The 22,055-nt window shown below is 65.1% G+C and carries 16 protein-coding genes; 13 read left to right on the top strand and 3 right to left on the bottom strand.

All coding sequences use genetic code 11. The features are described 5' to 3' along the window. The first annotated feature begins 114 nt into the window (after positions 1-114). The 11 genes from VGN72_01475 (at position 115) to VGN72_01525 (ending at position 14,361) form a co-directional block, all read left to right on the top strand. A complete protein-coding gene (locus VGN72_01475; protein HEV7298005.1) occupies positions 115-2,394 on the top strand; it encodes a nitrite/sulfite reductase in 2,280 nt (759 codons plus the stop codon). Between the two features lie 225 nt (positions 2,395-2,619). Next, entirely contained in the window at positions 2,620-3,210 is a 591-nt protein-coding gene (locus VGN72_01480; GenBank protein ID HEV7298006.1) for a hypothetical protein, read from the top strand. 475 nt (positions 3,211-3,685) lie between these two features. Beyond that, positions 3,686-4,624 carry a 4-hydroxy-3-methylbut-2-enyl diphosphate reductase gene (ispH, locus tag VGN72_01485; protein HEV7298007.1) on the top strand — a complete coding sequence of 313 codons (939 nt, stop codon included), beginning with the start codon at positions 3,686-3,688 and terminating at the stop codon, positions 4,622-4,624. Between the two features lie 327 nt (positions 4,625-4,951). Then, a complete protein-coding gene (locus VGN72_01490) occupies positions 4,952-5,308 on the top strand; it encodes a VOC family protein (GenBank protein ID HEV7298008.1) in 357 nt (118 codons plus the stop codon). 287 nt (positions 5,309-5,595) lie between these two features. Continuing rightward, entirely contained in the window at positions 5,596-6,003 is a 408-nt protein-coding gene (locus VGN72_01495) for a VOC family protein (protein ID HEV7298009.1), read from the top strand. A 494-nt stretch (positions 6,004-6,497) separates the two neighbouring features. Continuing rightward, positions 6,498-7,379 (top strand): tetratricopeptide repeat protein, encoded by an 882-nt coding sequence (locus VGN72_01500; protein HEV7298010.1) that lies wholly within the window; start codon positions 6,498-6,500, stop codon positions 7,377-7,379. Between the two features lie 45 nt (positions 7,380-7,424). Next, positions 7,425-8,243: a hypothetical protein gene (locus VGN72_01505; protein HEV7298011.1), complete on the top strand. Its 819-nt coding sequence runs from the start codon at positions 7,425-7,427 to the stop codon at positions 8,241-8,243. Positions 8,244-8,266: 23 nt separating this feature from the next. Then, positions 8,267-8,569 (top strand): hypothetical protein, encoded by a 303-nt coding sequence (locus VGN72_01510; protein HEV7298012.1) that lies wholly within the window; start codon positions 8,267-8,269, stop codon positions 8,567-8,569. A 67-nt stretch (positions 8,570-8,636) separates the two neighbouring features. Further along, positions 8,637-11,135 carry a hypothetical protein gene (locus VGN72_01515; protein ID HEV7298013.1) on the top strand — a complete coding sequence of 833 codons (2,499 nt, stop codon included), beginning with the start codon at positions 8,637-8,639 and terminating at the stop codon, positions 11,133-11,135. Between the two features lie 205 nt (positions 11,136-11,340). After that, the gene (locus VGN72_01520; protein ID HEV7298014.1) at positions 11,341-12,972 is read left to right on the top strand and encodes a hypothetical protein; all 1,632 of its coding nucleotides are present in this window, start codon (positions 11,341-11,343) and stop codon (positions 12,970-12,972) included. A gap of 291 nt (positions 12,973-13,263) precedes the next feature. After that, positions 13,264-14,361: a DUF4056 domain-containing protein gene (locus VGN72_01525; GenBank protein HEV7298015.1), complete on the top strand. Its 1,098-nt coding sequence runs from the start codon at positions 13,264-13,266 to the stop codon at positions 14,359-14,361. A gap of 16 nt (positions 14,362-14,377) precedes the next feature. On the opposite strand, the gene VGN72_01530 is transcribed toward VGN72_01525, so the two are convergent. Beyond that, a complete protein-coding gene (locus VGN72_01530) occupies positions 14,378-14,803 on the bottom strand; it encodes a hypothetical protein (GenBank protein HEV7298016.1) in 426 nt (141 codons plus the stop codon). A 196-nt stretch (positions 14,804-14,999) separates the two neighbouring features. Between VGN72_01530 and VGN72_01535 the strand changes: the two genes are divergently transcribed. Both VGN72_01535 and VGN72_01540 read left to right on the top strand, forming a co-directional pair. Beyond that, positions 15,000-16,307 (top strand): hypothetical protein, encoded by a 1,308-nt coding sequence (locus VGN72_01535; protein ID HEV7298017.1) that lies wholly within the window; start codon positions 15,000-15,002, stop codon positions 16,305-16,307. Between the two features lie 309 nt (positions 16,308-16,616). Next, positions 16,617-18,395 (top strand): NAD+ synthase, encoded by a 1,779-nt coding sequence (locus VGN72_01540; GenBank protein ID HEV7298018.1) that lies wholly within the window; start codon positions 16,617-16,619, stop codon positions 18,393-18,395. Positions 18,396-18,688: 293 nt separating this feature from the next. Here VGN72_01540 and VGN72_01545 read toward each other — a convergent pair whose 3' ends face one another. Together VGN72_01545 and VGN72_01550 are read right to left on the bottom strand one after the other, a co-directional pair. Then, complete coding sequence (locus tag VGN72_01545; GenBank protein HEV7298019.1) at positions 18,689-20,332, bottom strand: ABC transporter permease/substrate-binding protein; 1,644 nt, start codon at positions 20,330-20,332, stop codon at positions 18,689-18,691. Then, complete coding sequence (locus VGN72_01550) at positions 20,329-21,972, bottom strand: ATP-binding cassette domain-containing protein (protein HEV7298020.1); 1,644 nt, start codon at positions 21,970-21,972, stop codon at positions 20,329-20,331. The genes VGN72_01545 and VGN72_01550 overlap by 4 nt, the downstream gene beginning before the upstream one ends. Between the last annotated feature and the right edge of the window lie 83 nt (positions 21,973-22,055).

The raw sequence follows: 22,055 nt of genomic DNA on the forward strand, positions 1-22,055 counted from the left end.
GCGACATTGAACCTGTACTGTGCCAGCAGGGCAAGCCGCACGGCTCCGCTTGACCCCAATCCCCCGTTCCTCTATAGGTTAGTAGGCGTATTTTCGCCGCCCAAGGAACACCCCATGCCGTCGTCCAATTGGAAAGAACAACTAGGCGATCAGATCCCGGCCGATCTGGGTCGCGAGATCGACTCGTTCGAGGCCACCGTGTCGCTGCGCAAGAACGGCAAGATCGACGAGAAGGTCTTCGCCGAGCAGCGGTTGCGCCGTGGCGCCTACGGCCAACGCTACGACAACGGTCAACGGCACGACGGCCTGGTCACGCAAAAGCTGCCGTACTCGTCGCTCACCAAAGGCCCCGACACCTACTGGGACGCGCCGGGCATGCTGCGGCTGAAGATCCCCTACGGTGGCGTCACACCCGCGCAGTTCCGCGTGCTGGCCGACCTCGCCGAGGAGTACAGCGATTACATCCTGCACGTCACCACCCGGCAGGATTTCCAGTTGCACTTCATCCACATTGAAGACACCCCCGAAATCTTCCGCCGCCTCGCCGCCGTCGGCATTACGACGCGCGAGGCGTGCGGCAACAGCGTACGCAATGTCACCGCCTGCCCACTGGCGGGCGTGTGCAACACCGAAGCGTTCGACGTCACGCCTTACGCCAAAGCGCTGGCGATGTACCTGCTGGGCCACCCCGACACACAGGACTTCGGCCGTAAGTTCAAGATCGCCTTCAGCGGGTGCGAGGACGAGGCGTGCGCGCTGGTGAACATCCACGACCTCGGTGGCATCGCCGCCGTTCGCGAGGTGGATGGCAAGACGGTGCGCGGCTTCAAACTGTTCGTCGCCGGCGGCCTTGGCGCGGTGCCGCACCAGGCGAAGCTGTTCGACGAGTTCGTCTCCGAAGAAGATGTTTTCCACCTCGCCCGCGCCATGGGCCGTGTGTTCGCTCGCCTGGGCGAGAAGAAGAACCGCAACCGCGCCCGCCTGAAGTTCCTGGTGCAGAAGCTCGGCATCGAAGAGTTCAAGCGGCTCGTGCTCGAAGAGCTCAAGATCATGCCGGCCGACCCCACGCTGGCAAAGCATCTCGAGACGATCCCCACCTGGGAAGAGGTCGGCGAGCCACTGAAGACCGTCCAACTCACGGTCGGCAAGAAGTCGCCCGAGTTCGACGCCTGGTGCGACACGAACGTCTACTACCAGCGCCAGCCCGGTTACGCCGTCGTCACCGTCACGCTGCCGCTGGGCGACTTCACGCCAGACCAATCGCGCGCCTTGGCCGACTTGGCCGAGCGCTACGCCAACGGTAACGCCCGCACGACGGTCGAGCAGAACATCGTGCTGCGCTGGGTGCCGCGCGAGAAGATTCCGGCCCTCTACGAAGAGCTGAAGGCCGTCGGCCTGGCCCAGCCGGGCGCGGGCACGATCGTCGACGCCACCAGTTGCCCCGGCACCGATACCTGCAAGCTCGGCATCGCCAGCTCGCGCGGGTTGGCAGGTGAACTGCGCAGCCGGTTGGCCGAGACCGCGATGACGATGGAAAAGCCGGTGAAGAACCTGCGCATCAAGGTCAGCGGCTGCTTTAACAGCTGCGGTCAGCATCACGTGGCCGACCTTGGTTTTTACGGCAACAGCCGCAACGTCGGTGGCTTCACCGTGCCGCACTTCCAGGTCATGCTCGGTGGGCAGTGGAGCCGCAACGGCGGCAGCTACGCGCTGGCCATGGGCAGCGTGCCGAGCAAGGCCATCCCCAGCCTCGTCACCGCGCTCACCAGCCGTTACACGCAGGAGCGCCAGGGCGAAGAGAGCTTCCAGGGCTGGTGCGGTCGCATCGGCAAGAAGGAACTGAAGACGATCGTCGAGCAGTTCGTGAAGGTGCCGCCGTTCGCCGAGAACCCCGACTTCTACACCGACTGGGGCGACCCGCGTTCGTACAGCATCGGTGACATCGGCGTCGGCGAGTGCGCCGGTGAGGTTGTCTCCTTGGCCGACTTCGGCTTCGCCGCCGCCGAGAGCGAGGCGTTCGAGGCGCAGCTGCAGCTGGACGCCGGCAACCACAAGGCCGCCGACGACATGGCCTACGGCGCCATGATCACCGCCGCCAAGACGCTGGTGCAGGAGCAGTGGCTGGACGTGCCGACCGACCCGGACACGATCGTGCGCGAGTTCAAGACGCGCTTCGTCGACACGGGCCTGTTCCGCGACCGGTTCCACCTGGACCAGTTCAGCAACTACTTCCTGAACCGCCACGCCGGCGCCGACACCCGTTACACGAGCGACACCGCCCACAAGCTCGTCGAAGAGACGAACCTCTTCATCGACGCCGCCCACAAGTGCCACGCGAAGGTGCGGGCGGAGTTGGCGGTCAACCTTGCGCCGGCGGTGGCGGCGAAGGTGTAGGGGTTAGAAATGACCGAGGACCAAATCCGAATGACCAATCAAGCCCCAATGACCAATGACCGGTGACCCTGCAGTTTTTGGTCATTGGTGCTTGGGCATTCATTGGTCATTCGGGTTTGGTGATTGGTCATTTAAATGCACCCTCATCCAGCCTCTCCCGGCGTACTTGGAGAGGAACAAGGAGCACGGGCGGGCCGCCCGTGGTACGAAAAAGCAAAGCTTCCCATGAACGCACACAAAATTTCCGTCAAACTCTTCGCCACCACCAACGATGTCCCGGAAGCCGCGTTCATTCCGGTCTTCCACCGCTGGATCCAGGGTCAGGCCGTCGCCGATCATCTGCTGATCGACGTGACCGACTACGCCCACGTCCCCAGCGGCCCCGGCACCGTGCTGGTGTCGCACGAGGCGAACCTCTACTCCGACCGCACCGCCGGCCGACTGGGTTTGCTGTACTCGCGCAAGCAACCCTTCCCCGGCTCGTTCCGCGACCGCGCCCGCCAGGCCGTGTCGGCGACGCTCACGCTCGCGGCGATGCTGGAAAGCGACCCCGAGTTCGCCGGCAAGCTGCAGTTCCGCACCGATGAGATCCTGATCCGCATCCACGACCGCCTGCTTGCCCCCAACACGCCCGAAACGTTTGCGGCGGTCCAGCCCGACCTGCAGGCGATCGCCAGCGACCTGTACGCCGGCACGATCCCGCAGCTGATCCACACGCCGTCCTCGGTGGAGCTGTTCGGCGTGACGATCAAGTCCGACGTCAACCCCGGCGTCAGCGGCCTGCTGGAACGCATGAGCGCCATCGCCGCCGTCTAACCGTCGCCGCGCGCGGTCTCTCTTCTCTTCTGTAGGACAGGCATTCCTGCCTGTCTCTCCCTCCGTCTTGTGTGGGACTGTCTCTCTTCTGCGATGGAGAAGAGACGCGAAGGCGCGAAGACGCGAAGGGGACGCGAAGAAGAGGGTTGAACCATAGAGGACACAAAGAGCACAGAGGCAGACACAGCGGGGGAGAGCCCGAACTGTTTGGTGCGCGTATTGCGCATTCGTCATCCTGAGGTACTCCGAAGGATCTCCCCCCGTATTCCGCTTCAGAGAAGAGATCCTTCGGAGTACCTCAGGATGACGAGTCGTCGGGTGCGCAGCTCCGATTGGGATTTGGTCATTGGTCATTTGTTGGTCATTGGGGCTTGGGATTTTGGACTTGACTAGCGAGCACACCTTCAGCCACGGTTCATCCGTTCGCCTCACCCCCGAAGGATTTTTCCCCCTTTCCCCGATACAATCTCCCACGATGAAGGTCATCTTAGCCAACCCCCGCGGCTTCTGTGCCGGTGTGAACATGGCGATCGACGTGGTCGACCAGGTGCTGGCGCTGCAGGGCGCGCCGGTGTACGTCTACCACGAGATCGTCCACAACCGCCACGTCGTCGAAGACTTCAAGAGCCGCGGCGTGAAGTTTGTAGATTCCGTGGACGACGTGCCGCCGGGCGCGACGCTGGTCTACAGCGCCCACGGCATCTCGCCGGTGGTGCGGCAGGCGGCCAAGGCGCGCAAGCTGATCGAGGTCGACGCGACCTGTCCGCTGGTCAGCAAGGTGCACGTGGAGGTGCTGCGCTACGCCCGCGAGGGGTACACGATCATTTTCGTCGGCCACCGCAACCACGACGAGGCGATCGGCACCGTCGGCGAAGCGCCCGATCACATCATCGTCGTCGAGTCGGCCGAGGAGGTGGAACACCTGACCGTGCCGGACGAGACGAAGCTGGCCTTCGTCACCCAGACCACGCTCAGCGTCTCCGACTGCAACCGCGTGGTGGCGGCGCTGAAGAAGCGGTTCCCCACCATCCGCCATCCCGCCAAGGACGATATCTGCTACGCCACCACGAATCGCCAGACCGCCGTCACGCAGATAGCCCCGGAGGTGGACGTGGTGCTGGTGATCGGCAGCCAGAACAGCAGCAATTCCCAGCGGCTGGTCGACCGCGCTATCGAGGCCGGCAAGGATGGTCACCTGATCGACGACGCCAGCGAACTGCAGCCCGAATGGGTCGCCGGGAAGTCGGCGGTGATGGTGACCGCCGGCGCATCTGCCCCGGAACGACTGGTCAACGCGCTGCTGGACCGCCTGCGCGACGAGTTCGGCGGCGTGGTGGAGACGCGCACGCTGATCGAGGAAGACGTTTCGTTCGAAGCGCCCAAGTCGCTGCGGAGCCTGGCGGTGGTGCGGTAGCTCGGTCCGGTCCCTCTCCCGGTACGCCGGGGGAGGCTAGGAGGGGGTGATTTCGAGCTGCTGGCGACTGAAGGCTGGCGGACAAAACCCCTTCGTTAATCAGGGACGTGTCATCCCCATGGGAGCCTAAGGCGAGCAGAGGGATCTCCCAAGGCCATGAATCGTCCGTAATTCGAGATCCCTCAGGTCGGCAAGCCTCCCATCGAGATGACAACTGTGTTGGTAGACTCGCCTTCTAAGTGGTCTCCAGTTAGCGAAATCCCGTCATCCTTCGGAGTACCTAAGGATGACGACCTATAACAGGTCAACGTCCAACTGTTTCACCCCATGATCATCAACCTCCACCACACCCAGGTCGGCATTCCCGCGGGCGGCGTCGAGCGGTGCCGTGCGTTCTACTGCGGCGTGCTCGGTCTGACGGAAGTTCATCGCCCGTTCGGCCCCAACGGCCTCTGGGTGCAGGTGGGCGACCGCACGGTCCACTTCGGCATCGATTCGCTGCCGGATCGCACCGCCAGCAACGCCCACGTCGCCTACGAGGTGGACGACCTGGCCGAGATGCGGCAACGCCTGATCGCAGCGGGCCTTGAGATCGAGGACCCGCCGGTGATGCCGGGGCACGAGCGATTTCAGGTACGCGACCCGTTCGGCAACCAGGTGGAGTTCGTCCGCCGAATCGGGTAGTTAGTGGCAAAACTACCTGCCGGCCGGGTGACGGTGGCGGGTGGTGTTCAACGCAGAGGCGCAGAGGTAACGCAGAGCTTCGCAGAGAAGATTCAGATGATGGTTTGTACCCTTGAGCCTCGAACAGAATGGTCGTCATCCTGAGGTACGCCGAAGGATCTCCCCCCGTATTTCTGCCGGGCGTGGAATGAGGTGATAGAGATTCTCTGCGTTCCTCCGCGTATCCTCCGCGACTCTGCGTTGAACTCTTGATACTTTTTGGACGTTTCTTCGAAAGCACGCGCATCATGATTCTCGGTCTGCATCACGCACAGTTCACCATTCCCCCCGAAGGCGAGGCCGAGGCCCGCACGTATTACCTCGAGCTGCTGGGCCTGAAGGAAATCCCCAAGCCCGACAACCTGCGCCGCGGCGGGTTCTGGATGCTCGTGGGCGCACGCGAGGTGCACGTGGGCACGCAGGAGGGGGGCAACCGCTTCCAGCTGCGCTCGCACTTCGCGTACGAGGTGGACGACCTGGCCAACTGGCGCCGCAAGATTGCCGGCGCTGGCTTCGGCATTGAGGAACCACCGCCGTTCGACGGGCACATTCGCTTCCACACGCGCGACCCGTTCGGCAACCTGGTCGAATTCATCCAGCGCGTCGGATCGAACGCCACCTCGGCGTCCGGCATCGAATGGGACATGCGGGAGTGAAGACGCGGCAGGGGCTAAACCGACGGACGAATACCGGTCGACCTTGGCACTGCTTAGCAGATCATTCTAAGTCGCCCAGACCTCAACGTTGTCATCCCGAAGGGAGCGGTAGCGACCTGAGGGATCGGCACGCGGACGGTTCTCGCCACTTAAGATCCCTCGAGTCGCTACCGCTCCGCTCGGGATGACAGTTAGTTCCGGACACGCGCGAACCGGTAAACACTGCCTAGAGCGTGTTATGCACTTTCCAGCTCAGAAACTGGCTTGGGTGCCACGGTTTGGTACTCCAAGCCGTGCCGGTACACGCAGACACGGCTTGGAATACCAAACCGTGGCACCCAGCGTCGTCACGCCTGCGTTACTGGCCCCCAAAGTGCATAACACGCTCTAAGTCCACTGCCGTCGGTAGACATCGTCATCCCGTAGCGATACCACAAAGTCCGCCCCCGCACTTGCTTCCAATCAGGGGCGTCCCGCTTACAATCGGACGGACGATGTCCGCGCCGCCCACCCCGTTTCTGGATGTGCCCACGCTGCTCGAACGCAGCAGTGAACGGCCGCGCGCGCCGCTGGTCGGCTACTTCGTCGCGGGCATGCTGCTGGTCATCCTGCTCATGGGCTACTTCTCGGCCACGGGCAGCACGGTGGGCGAGAGCGTCAGCGCGCTGCTGCCGTTGATCGTGCTCCTGCTGGTGGGTGGGGCGGCGGCCAGCTCGTTCAGCAACGTGCGCCGGCACCGTGCGGAACAACGGCAGCTGGAGGCGATCGAGGAGTTCGTGCAACTGCGGAACTGGCCCGCCGCCGGGATGGCGCTGGATGGCCTGCTGCTCGCGCCACCGCGCAGCGCGGGGATTCGCGTGCAGGGGCTGATCTACCTCGCCAGCGTGCTCGCCCGCTATGGCCGATACGAGGACGCGATCAGCGTGCACAGCTACCTGCTGGAACACGTGCCGCTGGACCCCGGCACGCACTACGGCCTGGGCGTGGGGCGCACGATGGCGATGCTGCACGAGGATCACCTGTTCGACGCCGACCGCGCGATTGGCGAACTTCGCCGCCTGGGTGACCGTGAGGACTCGGCGGGCCTGGCGCTGATTGAGATCTACCGCGACGTGAAGACCGGTCATCCCGCCGAGGCGATCGCGCTCTTCGAGCAGCGGTCGGCGATGCTGCGCGACAAGCTTGGGCATCGGGTGGGCGACGCGTACGCGCTGGTCGCGCGCGCGTACGACCAGATGGGCAACGACGAGCAGGCGCGCCTCGCGTGGCGCCGCGCGACACTTTTGGCGCCCGCGATCGAGCTGACCCGCCGTTATCCCAATGTTGCGCCAACGGCGGCGAAATACGAACCGGCCCCCGCGCCGCAGGGAATGTAGGCTGGTGGCGGATAGCCGACAATTCGCAGAATTACGACGAAACGCATGGAAACGACCGTAGAATCGAGCTATCCACCCCTTAGCGCACGCAGCGCAATCGCGCGGTTGCGCCGCGACCTCGCGCTTGGCGCAGCGCTTAAGGCAGTATTGGGGACGGTGCTGATCGTCGCGATGCTGTTCGGCGACGACGCCGTCCGCACCGCCGCGTTCTTCGCCGTGGGCGCCGCCTGGGTCGCCCTCACCCTCGGCAGCCGCCGCGGCACCGCGCTGGCCGCCGGCTCGTCCTCCTTGATCGCCGCCGGCATGTACGACGCCGCCGAGGTGCAGCTGTCACAGGCGCTGCGGGGCTTCAGCCTGTTCCGATCGACCAAGCTGCTCGGCCTGCACCACCTGGCCCTCCTGCGCCACGCCCAGCGCCGCTGGGACGAGTCGGCCGACCTGTCGCGCGCACTGCTCGGGCATCGCCTCGGGCCGCTAAAGGGGCTGGCCCGCTCGGCCCAGCTGATGCTGGCGGGCGCATCGGTGAACGTCGGCGACCTGCCGACCGCCTACCGCACGCTGTCGCAGCTCTACGCAGAGCGGCTGTCGCTCGGCGAGTCCCTGCATCTGCTACGGACGCAAACCGAATACGAAGCACGCATTGGCGCGTGGCCGTCGCTAATGCAGAACATCCCGGTAAAGGTGCAGCTGGCCGAGCTGATGCCCGCTAACGACGCCGCGATGGTGCAGGCCCTGTGGGCGCTGGCTGCACGCAAGACGGGGCAGAACGAATGGGAACAATGGCTCTGCAGCCGGGCCGCCCTCGTGGGCGACGTGCAGGAGATGACCGCACGGCAACCGATGCTGCGCGAGCTGTGGGCGTGACGATTTTTCGAACGGAGCAGACGATGCGATCATGGACGATCGTCCTCGGGGCAATGGCGACGGTGGGGCTGATGATGACGGCCCTGTGGGGCTGGCAGAACGCGTCGGTGCTGGTCAGCGAATGGTCGCGCCCCGACATCGCCACGTACGCCGTGCGATGTGCCGCGGTCGCGCTGGCGGCGGCGGCGCAGTTGGTCGTCCTGCTCTGCGTCGTCGGTCGGGCGTTTTCGCCCGGTCGGGCCGACACGGTCGCCGGCGTGCTGGCGGCGGCGGTGTGTGGGGTCTCCGGCGTCAGCGCTGTCGCCCTGACGCTCGTTGGCCGATAACAGAGGAACGGGGGCCAACCGCTGGCCCGCGCGAAACGAAGTTCCGCATCACGCAAGAAGGAAGCTCATGCCAAGAATCGGTCCCGTGCTCACCCCCGTGATGGCACTTCTGCTCGCGACGTCCCCCCTGGCGATGGCGCAGGACGCCGTTACTGACACCGCCACCGAAACGTCGTCGGCCGCGCCCACCGCATCACCGGCCGCCATCGACCCCGCCCAAGCCGCGGCCGACGCGCTGCTGGCCCAGCGCATCGCCGGCCTCGGGTACGACTTGCTCCGGTCCACCACACCCACGCCGGCCGTGTGGCGTCAGGCCGCTGCGCTGCAGGCGGCGGCACACAAGCTCGACCCGCGCGACCCGCAACATCCGAAGCTGCAGGCGGAGGCGCTAATTCACGCCGGTGACATGGAAGGCGCGATCGCTGCATTGCGGGCCTACCGGCAGCTCGTGCCCGGCGACCAGTTCGCGCAGGTACGGTTGATCGATTTGTACACCACGCGCTTCCAGGTCGCCGAGAAGCGGCTGGCCTACCTCGTCTCGATCCTGGACAACCCGACGATCCCGCCCGAGGTGCGCTCGTACGCCGCCCACAACGCCGGGCTGCTGCACCGCGAGCGATCGCAGATGGCGCAGGCCAAGGCGATGTTCGAGCAGGCGCTGCGATTGAACCCGCTCAACAGCGCCGCGCTGCGCGACAACTACGCGATGACGAGCGACACCGCCACGCCCGCCGAGCGCGTCGGCATGCTATTGCGGATGATGCGCGCCAACCCGGTGGATTCCGCCGGTGCGACCGAGCTGGCCGGCGTGCTTGCCGATGCGGGCCTCGTTCGGCCGTCGCTCGACTGGTACGGGTTCGCGGTGCGGGTGTTGAACCGGCAGGAGATGTCACCGTCGCAGGCGTTCGTCGCCGCGTACGCCGCCCAGTTCCTGCTCGCCGATCGCCCGGACGACGCTGACGGTCTGGCGCGGCAGCTGCTGAGCGTTGATCCCGCCGACGTCAACGCGCTGTTGGTCCGGCTGCTCGCAAATCGCAACGGTGACGCCGACGAGTACACCACGCTCGTGAACGAGACCGGCGCGCTGCTGCGCGGCCGCGTGCTGACGACGCGACAGACCGATGCGACCACGCGCCCGACCGTCGCGCCGTTGGACGGGCCACTGCCCGATTTGTCGGAAGACATCTCCGCCGCCGCCGAACCCGAGAATGCCGATCGTCGGCGGGCCCTCATCAGTGCGCTGGGCGACCTGGCGTGGTTCCAGCTGTACTTCGCCAACCGCCCGGACGACGCCGCCAAAACGATCGATGCTTTGTCCAAGCTGGCGTCGGAAGACAGCGTGACGCTGGCCCGGCTGCAGGGTTGGCTGTTGCTGGTGCAGAAGCGCCCGCAGGAGGCAACCGTGAAGCTCAGCGCCGTCGCCGACCGCGACCCGATCGCGGCGCTCGGGCTGGCACGCATTAAGCTGGCCGATCCCGCGACCAAGGCCGAGGGCCTGACTGCCGGGCGCGACGCGGTCGCGCGGGCCAGCTCGGGGCTGCTCGGCGCGATCGTGTGGGACGGCGTGAAAGAGTTCGGCGTGAAGCGCCCCAGCGACAACGGCGCTGAGATGATCATGTCGCAGCTGGACAAGTTCCCCCGGCAATGGCTGTCGATCATCGACGAACCGCAGACCTTCTACACGCTGCGCGGCGAACCGCTGCGCGGCACGCACGCGTATGGCGAACCGATGTTCGCGCGCATCACGCTCGTCAACCAGAGCGAGTTCGACATCGCGGTCGGTCCGGACGGCGTGCTGAAGCCGGACCTTTGGTTCAACGCGCAGCTGCGCGGCATGGTGCAGGAACAACTGACGGGCGTCACCTACGACCGGCTGTCGGACGTAATGGTGCTGCGCGCCAAGCAGAGCGTGACCCAGGACGTGCGCATCGACCGCGGGCCGCTGGCGACCCTGCTGGCGTCGAACCCGACGCCGTCGGTGCAGGCGTTCGTCTCGGTCGTCACTAACCCGGTCGCCACAGAGCGCGGCATCGAACCCGGGGCCGCTGGCACACGCGTGTCGTTCCCGCGCATCTTTGCCCGCAGCCCGTTCCCCATCAACAACGAGCAGTCGCGCGGCCAGTTGGTCGCGTCGCTGAACGGGTCGTCGCCCACCGACAAGTTCAACGCGCTGGAACTGATCGGCGGCATCGTCTCGTCCGTCCGCAAGGCAAGCGTTCCAGAGGGCGATCAGGCCCAGGCCAACGCGATGCTGCAGCAATGGACCAACCTGATCGGTCAGATCCGCAACGACTCGACCAACGCCATCGCCAGTTGGGCTTGGTATCTCTCGACCGCAGCCGAGAAGGACGATGAGCAGGCCCGCAGCATGCGCGCGATGCTGTCGAGTGAAATCTGGACCACGCGACTGCTAGGCGCCATGTCGACCGATCCGTTGGGCGATGCCCGATCCGCCGCCCTACAGAAGATGGCGGCCGAGGACCCGGAGCCGATCCTGCAACGCCTGGCCGCCGCTATGCTGGCGGCGAACGCCAGCACGACCCAACCGGCCGCGGCCGGGGAATAGGCAGTATTTTGGCCCCTATGCCGCCACGCCGGCAGGGGGATCAGGCTGCGGGCTCGCGACGGACCTATAGTTCTCGGACCGTCGTCAAGACCGACCCAATTTGACACGCGCCCAAGGCGTCGTCACAATCGTCAACTGGCGGATCATCCAGCCCTTGCGACGGGGCGCAACTCCCTGTCGTCACACGCAATTGGAGAAGACATCAATGCGGAAACTGCAGGTTCGACTGGCGGCGCTCGTGGGTCTGCTTCCCCTGGCGGGAATGATCGGCGGTTGCGATTCGGCGACCGGTCAGGCCGATGCCGATGTCGCGCAGTTGATCGCCGAAGCTGAAAAGGCCAATCAGCCCGGCCGCATTCCGGCGCTCGTGAAGGCGTCGCAGGTCGACGGCGCCAGCGCCGCGGCGAAGGTGAACGTGCACGATCTGCTGGGCGACGAGGAACTCGCCGCTGCCCGCATCGCCAGCGCCGAGGCCGGCGGTAACGCCGCCACGATCGCGCAGCTCGTCGCCGATATCAACCGCATGAACGCCAGCGTTGCCGACGCCCAGCGCACGCTGGAAAACCTGCAGAAGATGGAACCGGTCGAGCCAAAGCAGTCGATCGCGACGAAGGTGCAGGAGATGCGCGAGGGTGAGGATGGCGTGTGGGTGCCGCCCCTGCGAGCGCTGACGGCCGTCAAGTCGAGCGCCACCGAACTGCAGCAGAAGATCGGCGACGCCGAGGGTCAGATCAGCCAGCTGAACGAGCAGCGCACCGCGGCCCTAACCGAGGCCGAGCAGTTGCAGCAGCAGTCGACGGCCGCCACCGGCCGCGAGGCGGTCGACCTGTACAAGCGTGCCAGCACGAAGCGCAAGGAAGCGATGGACCTCGTCGCCCAGGCGGACGTCCTCAGCGCCAGCCTGATCCCGCTTCGCCAGGATCTGGCGATCGCCCAGGCCCAGGAAAAGCTGCGGGCCGAGTCGGTGCAGCACTTCGAACAGCAAGGCAGCACGATCGATCAAGGTTGGACCGAGGTGCAGGCCGCTGGGACGCAGTTGAAGGACGCAACGCAGCAGATCGTCTCGGGGGACGGTACCGGGGCTGGTTCGATTGAGAAGACGTCGTCGGCGCTGGCCACAGAGGTGGATGAATTCGAGAAGAACCTGCGGATCGCCAACGACCATTATGACAACGCCGTCAACCATTACGGTCTAGCCGCGCAGAACGCGCAGACGGTCAACAGCGATCTGACGTCGCGCATCACCGCGGCCCAGGACGCGCCCGAGGTGACGGCCCTCAAGGCGCAGCAGAACACGTTCACACCGGCCGGCTTCAACCTGCAGAAGGGCATTGCCCAACAGGAACTGGCGATATTGCTCAGCCGACAGGCGCAGCTGGCAACCGCGCGTGCGACGGCGCTAACCGAGCTTGCTCCCGTACTGACCAAAGGGGGTTACGAGGTGCCCGCCGGCGCCCGTGCTGATGGCCTGGCAGACGCCGCCAAGGCCGCCGTCGAGAAGGCCAACACGGAGTTCGGAAGTGCCGTCGAGACGCTGACGACGGTCTCGCAAGCGGGAGGATCAACCCCCGGTGCCCGCAGCGCCAAGACGGCTGCGGGCGTGAGCCTGATGCTGACCGAGTACGCCTGGAGCCAGTTCGCCGCCGCGGTTGGCGATACCGCCGCCGCCCAATCGCACCTTGCCGCGGCCCGCGCGGCCCGCACGGAAGTGACGCAGGAGGGCAGCGTCGCGCTGCCTGCCTTGCCCCCGGACCTCGCCATTCCCACCGCTGCCCCCGCGGCGCCCGGTGCCCCGGGCGCCCCTGCGACGCCACCGGCCACGCCACCGGCGAGCTAGAGGGTGTTGCGGACTTCGATTGTCGACGGAAAGACCGGATGCCACGGATGGAGTACCACCCGTGGCATCCGGTTTGCGCGCGACCGCTTGTACGCGCGGTTCAGGAATCGCATTTTCGCGGCAGGAGCGCAGCTCCGCATTCCTCTTAAGTTTGGAAAAAGCAAAGGCGCAGAACTGGAATCCTGCGCGAAGTGTGACCAATTTGAGTCACTGTTCGTTTGTCTGCATCAGTCAAAAGCAGGCCTCGGCCGCGCGACTGAGCGAACGCGCACGACGCCGGAGATCGTGCGCTTGGGCTGTCGTCAATCGTCGCTCGCCTTCGTCATGTTGCTCGCGTTGCTGGTCACTGCCGGTGGGGCGGGCGGGTGCGCGGTGCCACGATCGCGACTTGGGGCGCTGCCGTTCCACGGCATCTTCACGCTCTACTCCACCACCGACGCCAGCGACCTCGGCCGACATCGCCATGGCCGCTGGCCGCGAATGTTTCAGACTGACGAGCGCGAGCGCGGCATCATCTACACGAAACGCGCCGGCTTCCTGGACGTCGCCCACCTCCGCATCACGATCGACTGGACGCGGTATTACGTCCTGCAGGTGCGCGACGCGATGAACGCGGGCGATGCGCAGCTCACGCTGCCCGGCATGAACAACGCAAGGCTGCACGTCGCGCTGCACTATCCGCAGACGTGGGACCAGCAGACGCCCGAGGCCCGGGCGGCGCTGGTTCAGGAAGTTTCGATCCGCACCGGCCAGCGCTTGGCGTACCTGATGCTAACGTGGCACGAGGCCATTTCTTGGTTCGGCAATCGCACCGTTTTCTTCGTCGACGAACGCCCGTCGGCATTCACCTACGACGATACGATGTCGCACGTCATCGGCATCCGCGTCGCCGCCCGCGCGCTGGCGGACGAATCGCGATCGTTCGACGACGCCGTGACGCTGGCGCTGTCGGACGAGCTGTGGGCACTGGGCGCCGTTTCGCCTCGGCAGACGGACGAAGCGGTGCGGGCCGTGCAGGGCCATTGGTGGGCGAATGGCCGTCCGCTTAAGCGTCACTACGATGTGGGATTGACGTCGGACGTGGTCTATCCGTGGCTGGCGCGTGATATATCGTTCGCTTCAGATCGCAAGCCAGAGCCATTCCATCTGCCGCGATTGGATGATGTTTACGGGCAGGATTGGTCGGGCTTCTACTCGGCCGAGATTGAGCCCCGCATCTCTACGGCCAGCCGAATGCGTCAGAGCGTGGCCGGGCACCCCGAGCGGTTCTCGCACGACGAAGCGATGCCGCAATTGATGGACGTCATTCGCTCGGAGATGGACTCGCAGTTCGGCGCAGAGGTCAACGAGCCGTGGCCGGCTGGGATGACAGAGTCGGCCAAGCGTTGAGGAAGAGGGCGTGCGTTCATCCCGCCATGTCGAACGGCCAAGCGTCGTCGGCGTCGGCAGATTGGGGCACGAGCAGGGGGGCACCAAGGTAAAGGCGCCACTTCGAAACGAGGTCGGGATAGCGCTCCATGAAGCTCAGCCACGCCGCGTGGTGGGCGCGCAGGAAGAACGTGCGCTCGGCGACGCCGGCGGCCTCCTTCTTCAGGCTAACCAGTTCCACGTCGGTCGCCGCGAGCTTCGCTTCCAATTCTTTCAGTTTTACTGTTAGCTTTTCGTTTTCCTGGGACAGTTCATTGCGGCGGTCCTGCACCGACTTCAGCTGGGCCAGCGCGTCGTCGTACATCTTGCGCAACTGGTCGGGCTTGCGGTCGTCCTGAGCCAGTGCGGGGCACGCGATGCTCAGGAGGATCAGGAGGGACAACAGACCACGGGAACGCATCATTCAGCCTCGTCGGGGAAAGGGTCGCCGCTATTCTAAACGGCGCGGCTCGCGCGGACAACGCGGCGGCACCGTCAACATCGGTCGAAGTGGCGAGGCAGTTGATGTCCACCGCACGGCTTGCCCATCGCCCTATCGTGCGCAAAAGCATCGCCGGACCCGCGGCGGCGGTATAATCGATACGAGAGGACGCGGTTTCATGATCGAATTTCCCTGCCGATGCGGACATAAGTTTCAGGTCGAAATCGACCAGGCAGGCAGCGATCTGCAATGTCCGAACTGCGGCTTGCTGAACACGGTGCCCACGCTCAGCGAACTTCGCCAGGTCGAGTCGGACGGCACGTACCACCTGGATGACGACGGCCCGGGCCACGTGTCGTCAGAAGACCGGCTGCGCACGCTGCACCGCGCGTTCACGCGCAATACGACCTCGTCCGACGGCAGCGAGATCGACAACCGCATCACCCCCGACGAACTGAACCTCGCCGGTGACATTCCACTGGCCGACGAAGTGCCACAGCGTCCAAAGTACGACCCGGTGACCGGCGAGCTCATCCGCCCGTTGGAGATCAAGGTCGATCGGAACGTGCCGCGCGATGAGGACATTCCGATGGCGCAGGCCGCCATCACCTACGCCGCCGCCACGCCGCGATCGACCAACGTGGCCAGCGCCGCTTACCTGCTGACCTCGCCGGGCAACCTGGCGGTGCTGGGCATCATGTTCGTGATGCACGTGATCATGCTGGTGATCGCGCTCGTGTCGATGATGTTCATCTTCGTCGCGTTCTTCGGCATCTTCTTCGTGTTCGGCGTGATCGGGCACTTCGCGAACACCATCGATGAAATCGGCCCGCGCGACATGGACGAACTGCCGCGCCCGATGCGCGACTTTCAGCTTGGCGAAGACCTGTGGATGCCGTTCGTGCACGTCGTGACGGCCGTCGGACTTTGCTTTGGACCGACATATTTCCTGTTGTTGAAATTGAACCTGCCACCGGTCGCGATGCTGACATTCATGGCGCTCGGCCTGCTGGCCGGCATCGCGGCGTTCCCGGCAGTGCTGATCACCACCACCACCAGCGGCTCGGTGCTTAACCTTCGCCCGGATCGGGTGATGTCCGTCGTTCGCACCGGCGGCGCGGGATCGTACATCGTGCTGGTGGTGATGGGCGTCGTGTCGTTCGCGATCTACGCGGTGGGACTGATCGGGTCGTTCCTGTGGCTAGCTGGCCAGGACACGAAGATCTCATGGGTGAGCGAGTTTGTGGCGTTCCCCATGCTCTGCCTGGGCATCTTCCTGATGCACTTGTTCTGCTGGCGCTGCGGCCTGTATTACCGCGAGAACCACTTCGGCTTCGACTGGGTCTACCAGCGGCACGTGCCGGAACGGCAGCGCAAGATAGCCGAATCCGCCGACGACCGTGCCGCCCGCCGCCGGGCGCGCCAAGAGGCGACTGCCGCCCAACGCGAGCTTCGCCGCGCCACTGGGAATAGGCACATGCGGTGAGATGGCGTCCTGCTCCTCTCCCGGTACTCCGGGAGAGGCTGGGTGAGGGTGATTCGAATCAACGCCGGAATCAGATCAGGGGCGAATCGCTGACCGTCATCCCGATGGGAGGCTTGCCGACCTGACTCATCTCCCAAAGCCGAGAACTGTCGTAGTTCGAGATCTCTCAGGTCGCCAAGCCTCCCATCGGGATGACAGATTGCGGCTATCCGCCGCTCCAGTCGTTTTGGGGCGTCGCGATTGCCTGTCGCCCGTCCCACCGGTTTTCCAAGGTGCGATGAGCCCGCCGCCCGCATACAATTCCGCGCGATGCGTATAGCACTGGCCCAGATCAATCCCACCGTCGGCGACATCGCTGGCAACGTCCGCAAGATCCTTAGCTTTGTCGACAACGCCAAAGCGCAGGGAGCGCAGGTCGTCATTTTCCCCGAACTTGCGATCGTCGGTTATCCGCCTAAGGATCTGCTGCTGAAACCGCAGTTCGTCAGCGATAACCTGCGGGCGCTGAAGCTCATCGCGTCGCACGTGCACGGGATGGACGTGCTGGTCGGTTACGTTGAGCCGAACCGCGCCCCGGTCGGTCGGCCGCTGTACAACGCGCTGGCGGTGCTGCGCGACGGCAAGATCGTCAGCAAGCATTTCAAGACGCTGCTGCCGACCTATGACGTGTTCGACGAAAGCCGGTACTTCGAACCGGGCCCGAAGGAACAGGCCGTGAACGTCGTGGCGGTGGGTGGGCAGCAGCTTGGCATCAGCATTTGCGAAGACCTTTGGAACGACGAGCGCATGGTCCCGCGCCGCCTGTACCACGATAATCCGCTGGCCGTGCTGGCGAGCGCCGGGGCAGACGTAATCATCAACGCCAGCGCCAGCCCGTTCGTGGTCCACAAGAACGCGTTCCGCCATGGCTTGTTTGCCAGCCAGGTGCGACAGTTCAACAAGCCGCTGATCTACGTGAACCAGGTCGGCGGCAACGACGAGCTGATCTTCGACGGCAACAGCGTGGTGGTCGGCGCCGACGGCACCATACTCGCGCAGGCGAAGGCGTTCGAGGAGGACCTCGTGGTGGTCGATCTCGACCTGTCCGCCCCGGCGCCAACACCCAAGGCGAAGCCGAAGCACGCGATGCCCGATGAACCGGCACGCGAATCGAGCGACGCCAGCCTGGAACAGATCTACAACGCGCTGGTCCTCGGCCTGCGCGACTACGTGCGCAAGTGCGGTTTCAAGTCGGTGATGCTCGGCCTGTCGGGCGGCATCGACAGTGCGCTCGTCGCTGCGCTCTCGGTGCACGCGTTGGGCAAGGAAAAGGTGCTCGGCATCGCGCTGCCCAGCCGTTACAGCTCGGACCATTCGGTTACCGATGCCCGCGCGCTGGCGGAGAACCTGGGCATTCCGTTCGACGTCATCGCGATCAAGGATGCGCACGACGTGTTCGAGCGCACGCTCGCCGGGCAGTTCACCGGCACCGAGCCCGGGCTGGCCGAGGAAAACATGCAGGCGCGCATCCGGGGCGCGCTGCTGATGGCGATCAGCAACAAGTTCAACCACCTGCTGCTCACCACCGGCAACAAGAGCGAGGTGGCCACGGGCTACTGCACTTTGTACGGCGATATGAACGGCGGGCTGGCCGTCATCAGCGATGTGCCGAAGACGGTCGTCTACGAACTGTGCAACTGGATCAACGCGCGCGCCGGTTATGACGTCATCCCGCGCAACACGATCAACAAGCCCCCGTCGGCGGAGCTGCGCCCGGATCAGAAGGATCAGGATTCGCTGCCGGAGTACGCGATCCTGGACGCCATTCTCTACCGGTACATCGAAGAGGAAAAAGGCGCCGCTCGCATCGTTTCTGAAGGGTTCGATCCCGCCACCGTGCTGCGCGTCATCAAGCTCGTTGACCGCAGCGAATACAAGCGCCGCCAGATGGCGACCGGCCTGAAGGTCACCAGCCGCGCGTTCGGCATCGGCCGGCGGATGCCGATTGCCCAGAACTACCAGCAACAGCTTCCCGAGCCGTCCGACCATGACAAGCACGTTCAGGACGGCACCACTCACGGCTGGGGCTATGAGCCAGAACTGGATTGAGTCGCGCGACCTTGCTTCATGCGACCTGCAAAGCTGTTGGTAGTTCAGGTCGGTCGAGTAGTCGCGCCTGTTCACGCGGCGGATCGTTTCGCGCTTTTGCGCGATAAGGGGCGGGAAGGCCGTCCAGATGAAACGGGCGCAGTCCCATCGGAATCGGCCGTGTTCGGATTGTTTAAGCCAACGGTGTGGGGCAAGCGTCGGTGCCTGCCCATAGCGCCCGCGAAAAACAAAATAGGGCAGGCACTGAGGCCTGCCCTAAGAATCGTCTGCACAGAAGGGGATCGACAACAGTCCTAACTCGCCTGCACCGTCAGCTGCGCCTCCTCAGGCTGACCACCGGGGACGGCTTCCACCGGCGCGGTGAGAGGGGCGGTGTCGGGCTTCACCTCTTCGGGAGTGGCCACCGGGGCAACCGCCTGCGAGCTGTCGGCCATGAGGTTTTCCGACAGGTATTGCGCGGCCTGGAAGGGCGAGCGGCCCGTGACGTCGACCATCATGTTCGTGCGGCGCATCAGGTCGTCGTCGATCGTCATCACCAGCGACTGCATCGACGACACGACCTCCGGCCGGCGCGAGGCGTTGGCCGACAGCAGGATGAGCGCGTCGTACGCCGGGAACGAGTCGCGGTCGTCCTTCAGCATCGCCAGGTCGAACTTGGGAATGCGACCGTCGCTGCTGAAGGTCGCGAGCACGTCCACCTGCCCGTTGCGAAGGGCCTCAAACATGGTCGACGTTTCCAAGCCGACGATCTGGCCGAACTCCAGCGAGTACGCTTCGCGGGCCCGCGCCCATTCCGGCCGGCTGAAAAACTCGACGTCGCCGCCCAGCCTGAGGCGCATCGACTGTGCCCGAAGGTCGCTGATCGACGTGACGCCCAGTTCCAGCGCGCGGGCCTTGGGCATCGTCAGCGTGTAGGTGTTCTCGAAGCCCAGTCGGCCGGCGACGGTGATGCCGTGGTGGTTGGCGAGCCAGCGCTTCATCGCCACGTGCATCTGGCGCGTGCCGGGCATGTCCTGGCGCTTCATCACGTCGGTCCAGATCGTGCCGCTGTAGTCGACGTAGCAGTCGATCGAGCCCTTGGCCAGCGCGTCGAACAGCAGGTGCGAGCCCATGCTCGACTGCGTGATCGGCAGGAAGCCGGACCGCTCGACACGGTCGGCGATCAGCGAGGCGAGGATCTGTTGTTCAGTGAAGGTCTTGGCGCCAACCACCAGCGTCGGCCGTCCGTCGCGCGGCATGGTTGACGAGGCCAGCGGGCTCAGGCCGACCAGCAGCAGCACGGCAAAGCTCCCAATGCCGGCCAACTGCAGGCGACGGCTGTGTTTTCCGGCGCCGTGTTCAACCAGGCGAATGACGCCGTCCAATGCCAGTGCCATCACACCGGCCGCCACGCAACCCAGCAGCACGGCCACGCTGTTCTGCGTCTGCAGGCCGGTGAAGATGTAGTTGCCCAGCGTCGTCTGGCCCACCGGGGTCGCCAGCGTCGCCATGCCCACCACGCCCACCGCAGCGGTGCGCAGGCCGGCGATGATCGTCGGCGCGGCCAAGGGCAGTTGCACCTTGCGCAGCGTCTGCCACTCGGTCATGCCCACGCCGCGTGCAGCTTCGATGAGCACGGGCGAGACGCCGATGAGACCGGTCAGCGTGTTGCGCAGCACCGGCAGCATCGAGAACAGCGCCAGCGCGATTGCCGCGGGGACAAAGCCGATCATGCCGAGCAGCGGCACCATCAGCGCCAGCAGCGCCAAGCTCGGCACCGTCTGGACGACGTTCGCCAGACCCAGCACGGGCGTGCGAAGGCGCGGCACGCGCATCGCCAGCAGCGCCAGCGGAAGGCTCATGCACAACCCGATGCACAGCGCGACGACGCTCAACAGCAGGTGCTGCGCGAAGAAGCCGGGCATGAGGCGTAACAACTCGTGGAAGGATTGGCTCACAGATTCACCTTGTCAACGGCACTGTCGACGTCGGGTACAACGGAAAGGCGTTCGAGACGCTCGGCTTGCCGGCGCGGGGTCGCGATCAGGGTGGCAACGTAGTCGTCGGCCGGCTCGGTCATCAGTTCGTGCGGCGCGCCGACCTGCACCAACCGCCCGTGCCGCATGACGGCGATCCGGTCGGCGATCAGCAGGGCCTCGGCCATATCGTGGGTCACCATCACGCTTGTTAGCCGTAATTGGCGATGCAGGACGGCGAACTCGCGCTGCAGCGCGTCGCGGGTGACGGCGTCCAACCCGCTGAACGGTTCGTCCAGCAGCAGGACGCGCGGCTTGGCCGCCAGCGCTCGCGCGAACGCCACGCGCTGTTGTTGACCGCCCGACAGTTCGCTCGGCCGGCGCAACCGATACTCGGCCGGGGGCAGGCCCACGAGGTTCAACAGTTCGTCCACCCGCTCGGCGATCTCGCGCGACTTCCACCCCAGCAGCGATGGCGTGGTCGCGATGTTCTCGGCGACCGTCATGTGCGGAAACAGCCCACCACCCTGGCAGACGTAGCCAATGCGCCTGCGAAGCGCGACTGCGTCGTCGGCGCGAACGTTGGCGTCGTTCATGTGAACGCTGCCGCTGGTGGGGTCGAGCAGCCGATTCACGAGCTTCAAGAGCGTGGTCTTGCCAGCACCGGACTCACCCACAACCGCGAGCAGCTCACCTTCGCTTGCCCGCAGGTTCACGTCCTGCAAGGCCGGCATAGCGCGGTCGGAATGATGCTTGGTGATTTCCCGCCATTCAATGACCGCAGGCCCGGCATCGGCACTACGGGCAGCCTTTCGCACGGGCGACGTGTCGGCAAGCAGGTCATCGGGCAGGTCCTTGAGCTTGCGCGCGACGATCGCGACGAATTCGATCTTGCGGCCGTGCGTGTCGTGGCGATGCAGGTAGCGCTTCGAGGCGTCGATCTGGATGATCTGCCGATCGGTCATCTCGCGGATCAACCGCGCGAAGCTGCTGTCGTCCCGCTTGTTCAGGAACGGCTCGTGGATGTTGAAGACCAACCAGCCGGGCGAGCGAATCGCGTTGAACGCGCTGGCGAAAGCGCGCGTGGGCACCTCATCGAACCCCAGCGTGGAAACGGCGACCATGACGTTTGGATCGCCAGCCACCATGCGGTCGTAATCGTCCTGCGACAGGTTCGACAGGTCGGCGGTGACGTAGTCGTCGTAAATGCCCCAACGGTAACGGTCTGCGGCGTCCTTCGCTGACGGCAGGGCGTCGATTCCCACAAGGCTCGCCACGCCAAGCCGGCGGAACTCTTCACCCACCATGCCACTGCCGGCGCCCACTTCAAGCACGCTCAGATTTGTTCCTGGAATGTTGCGTTCCTGCAGCACCGCATCGAATAACGACGCGACCTGCTTGGGCGACTTGCACCGCAAGACATCGAAGAACAACTGCTCGTAAAGCCCCGGTTGGTGGAAGATTTCGTCGTAGTTGCCGAGGTTCAGGCGCACCCAACGGCCATCGAGGCGAACTTCGACGCACTCGGCGTGCGGGCTCGCGACCGGCGCATCATCCGGAAAACGGATGGCGTACGGCTGCGGAATAACCGCAAACGAAGTTGTATCTTCACCTTCAACCATCGCGCCGACCCATCACCCGAACTGCAGCGAGAACCCGAAGCAAAGTTTGAACATCCACCCGATGTGCATATAGACGCCGTCGT

The sequence above is a fragment of the Tepidisphaeraceae bacterium genome (genome assembly GCA_035998445.1).
Taxonomy (GTDB): domain Bacteria; phylum Planctomycetota; class Phycisphaerae; order Tepidisphaerales; family Tepidisphaeraceae; genus DASYHQ01.

Coding starts and splice junctions, on each gene's coding strand:
- VGN72_01475 (HEV7298005.1), top strand. CDS start 115: ATGCCGTCGTCCAATTGGAAAGAACAACTAGGCGATCAGATCCCGGCC.
- VGN72_01480 (HEV7298006.1), top strand. CDS start 2,620: ATGAACGCACACAAAATTTCCGTCAAACTCTTCGCCACCACCAACGAT.
- ispH (HEV7298007.1), top strand. CDS start 3,686: ATGAAGGTCATCTTAGCCAACCCCCGCGGCTTCTGTGCCGGTGTGAAC.
- VGN72_01490 (HEV7298008.1), top strand. CDS start 4,952: ATGATCATCAACCTCCACCACACCCAGGTCGGCATTCCCGCGGGCGGC.
- VGN72_01495 (HEV7298009.1), top strand. CDS start 5,596: ATGATTCTCGGTCTGCATCACGCACAGTTCACCATTCCCCCCGAAGGC.
- VGN72_01500 (HEV7298010.1), top strand. CDS start 6,498: ATGTCCGCGCCGCCCACCCCGTTTCTGGATGTGCCCACGCTGCTCGAA.
- VGN72_01505 (HEV7298011.1), top strand. CDS start 7,425: ATGGAAACGACCGTAGAATCGAGCTATCCACCCCTTAGCGCACGCAGC.
- VGN72_01510 (HEV7298012.1), top strand. CDS start 8,267: ATGCGATCATGGACGATCGTCCTCGGGGCAATGGCGACGGTGGGGCTG.
- VGN72_01515 (HEV7298013.1), top strand. CDS start 8,637: ATGCCAAGAATCGGTCCCGTGCTCACCCCCGTGATGGCACTTCTGCTC.
- VGN72_01520 (HEV7298014.1), top strand. CDS start 11,341: ATGCGGAAACTGCAGGTTCGACTGGCGGCGCTCGTGGGTCTGCTTCCC.
- VGN72_01530 (HEV7298016.1), bottom strand. CDS start 14,803: ATGATGCGTTCCCGTGGTCTGTTGTCCCTCCTGATCCTCCTGAGCATC.
- VGN72_01535 (HEV7298017.1), top strand. CDS start 15,000: ATGATCGAATTTCCCTGCCGATGCGGACATAAGTTTCAGGTCGAAATC.
- VGN72_01540 (HEV7298018.1), top strand. CDS start 16,617: ATGCGTATAGCACTGGCCCAGATCAATCCCACCGTCGGCGACATCGCT.
- VGN72_01550 (HEV7298020.1), bottom strand. CDS start 21,972: ATGGTTGAAGGTGAAGATACAACTTCGTTTGCGGTTATTCCGCAGCCG.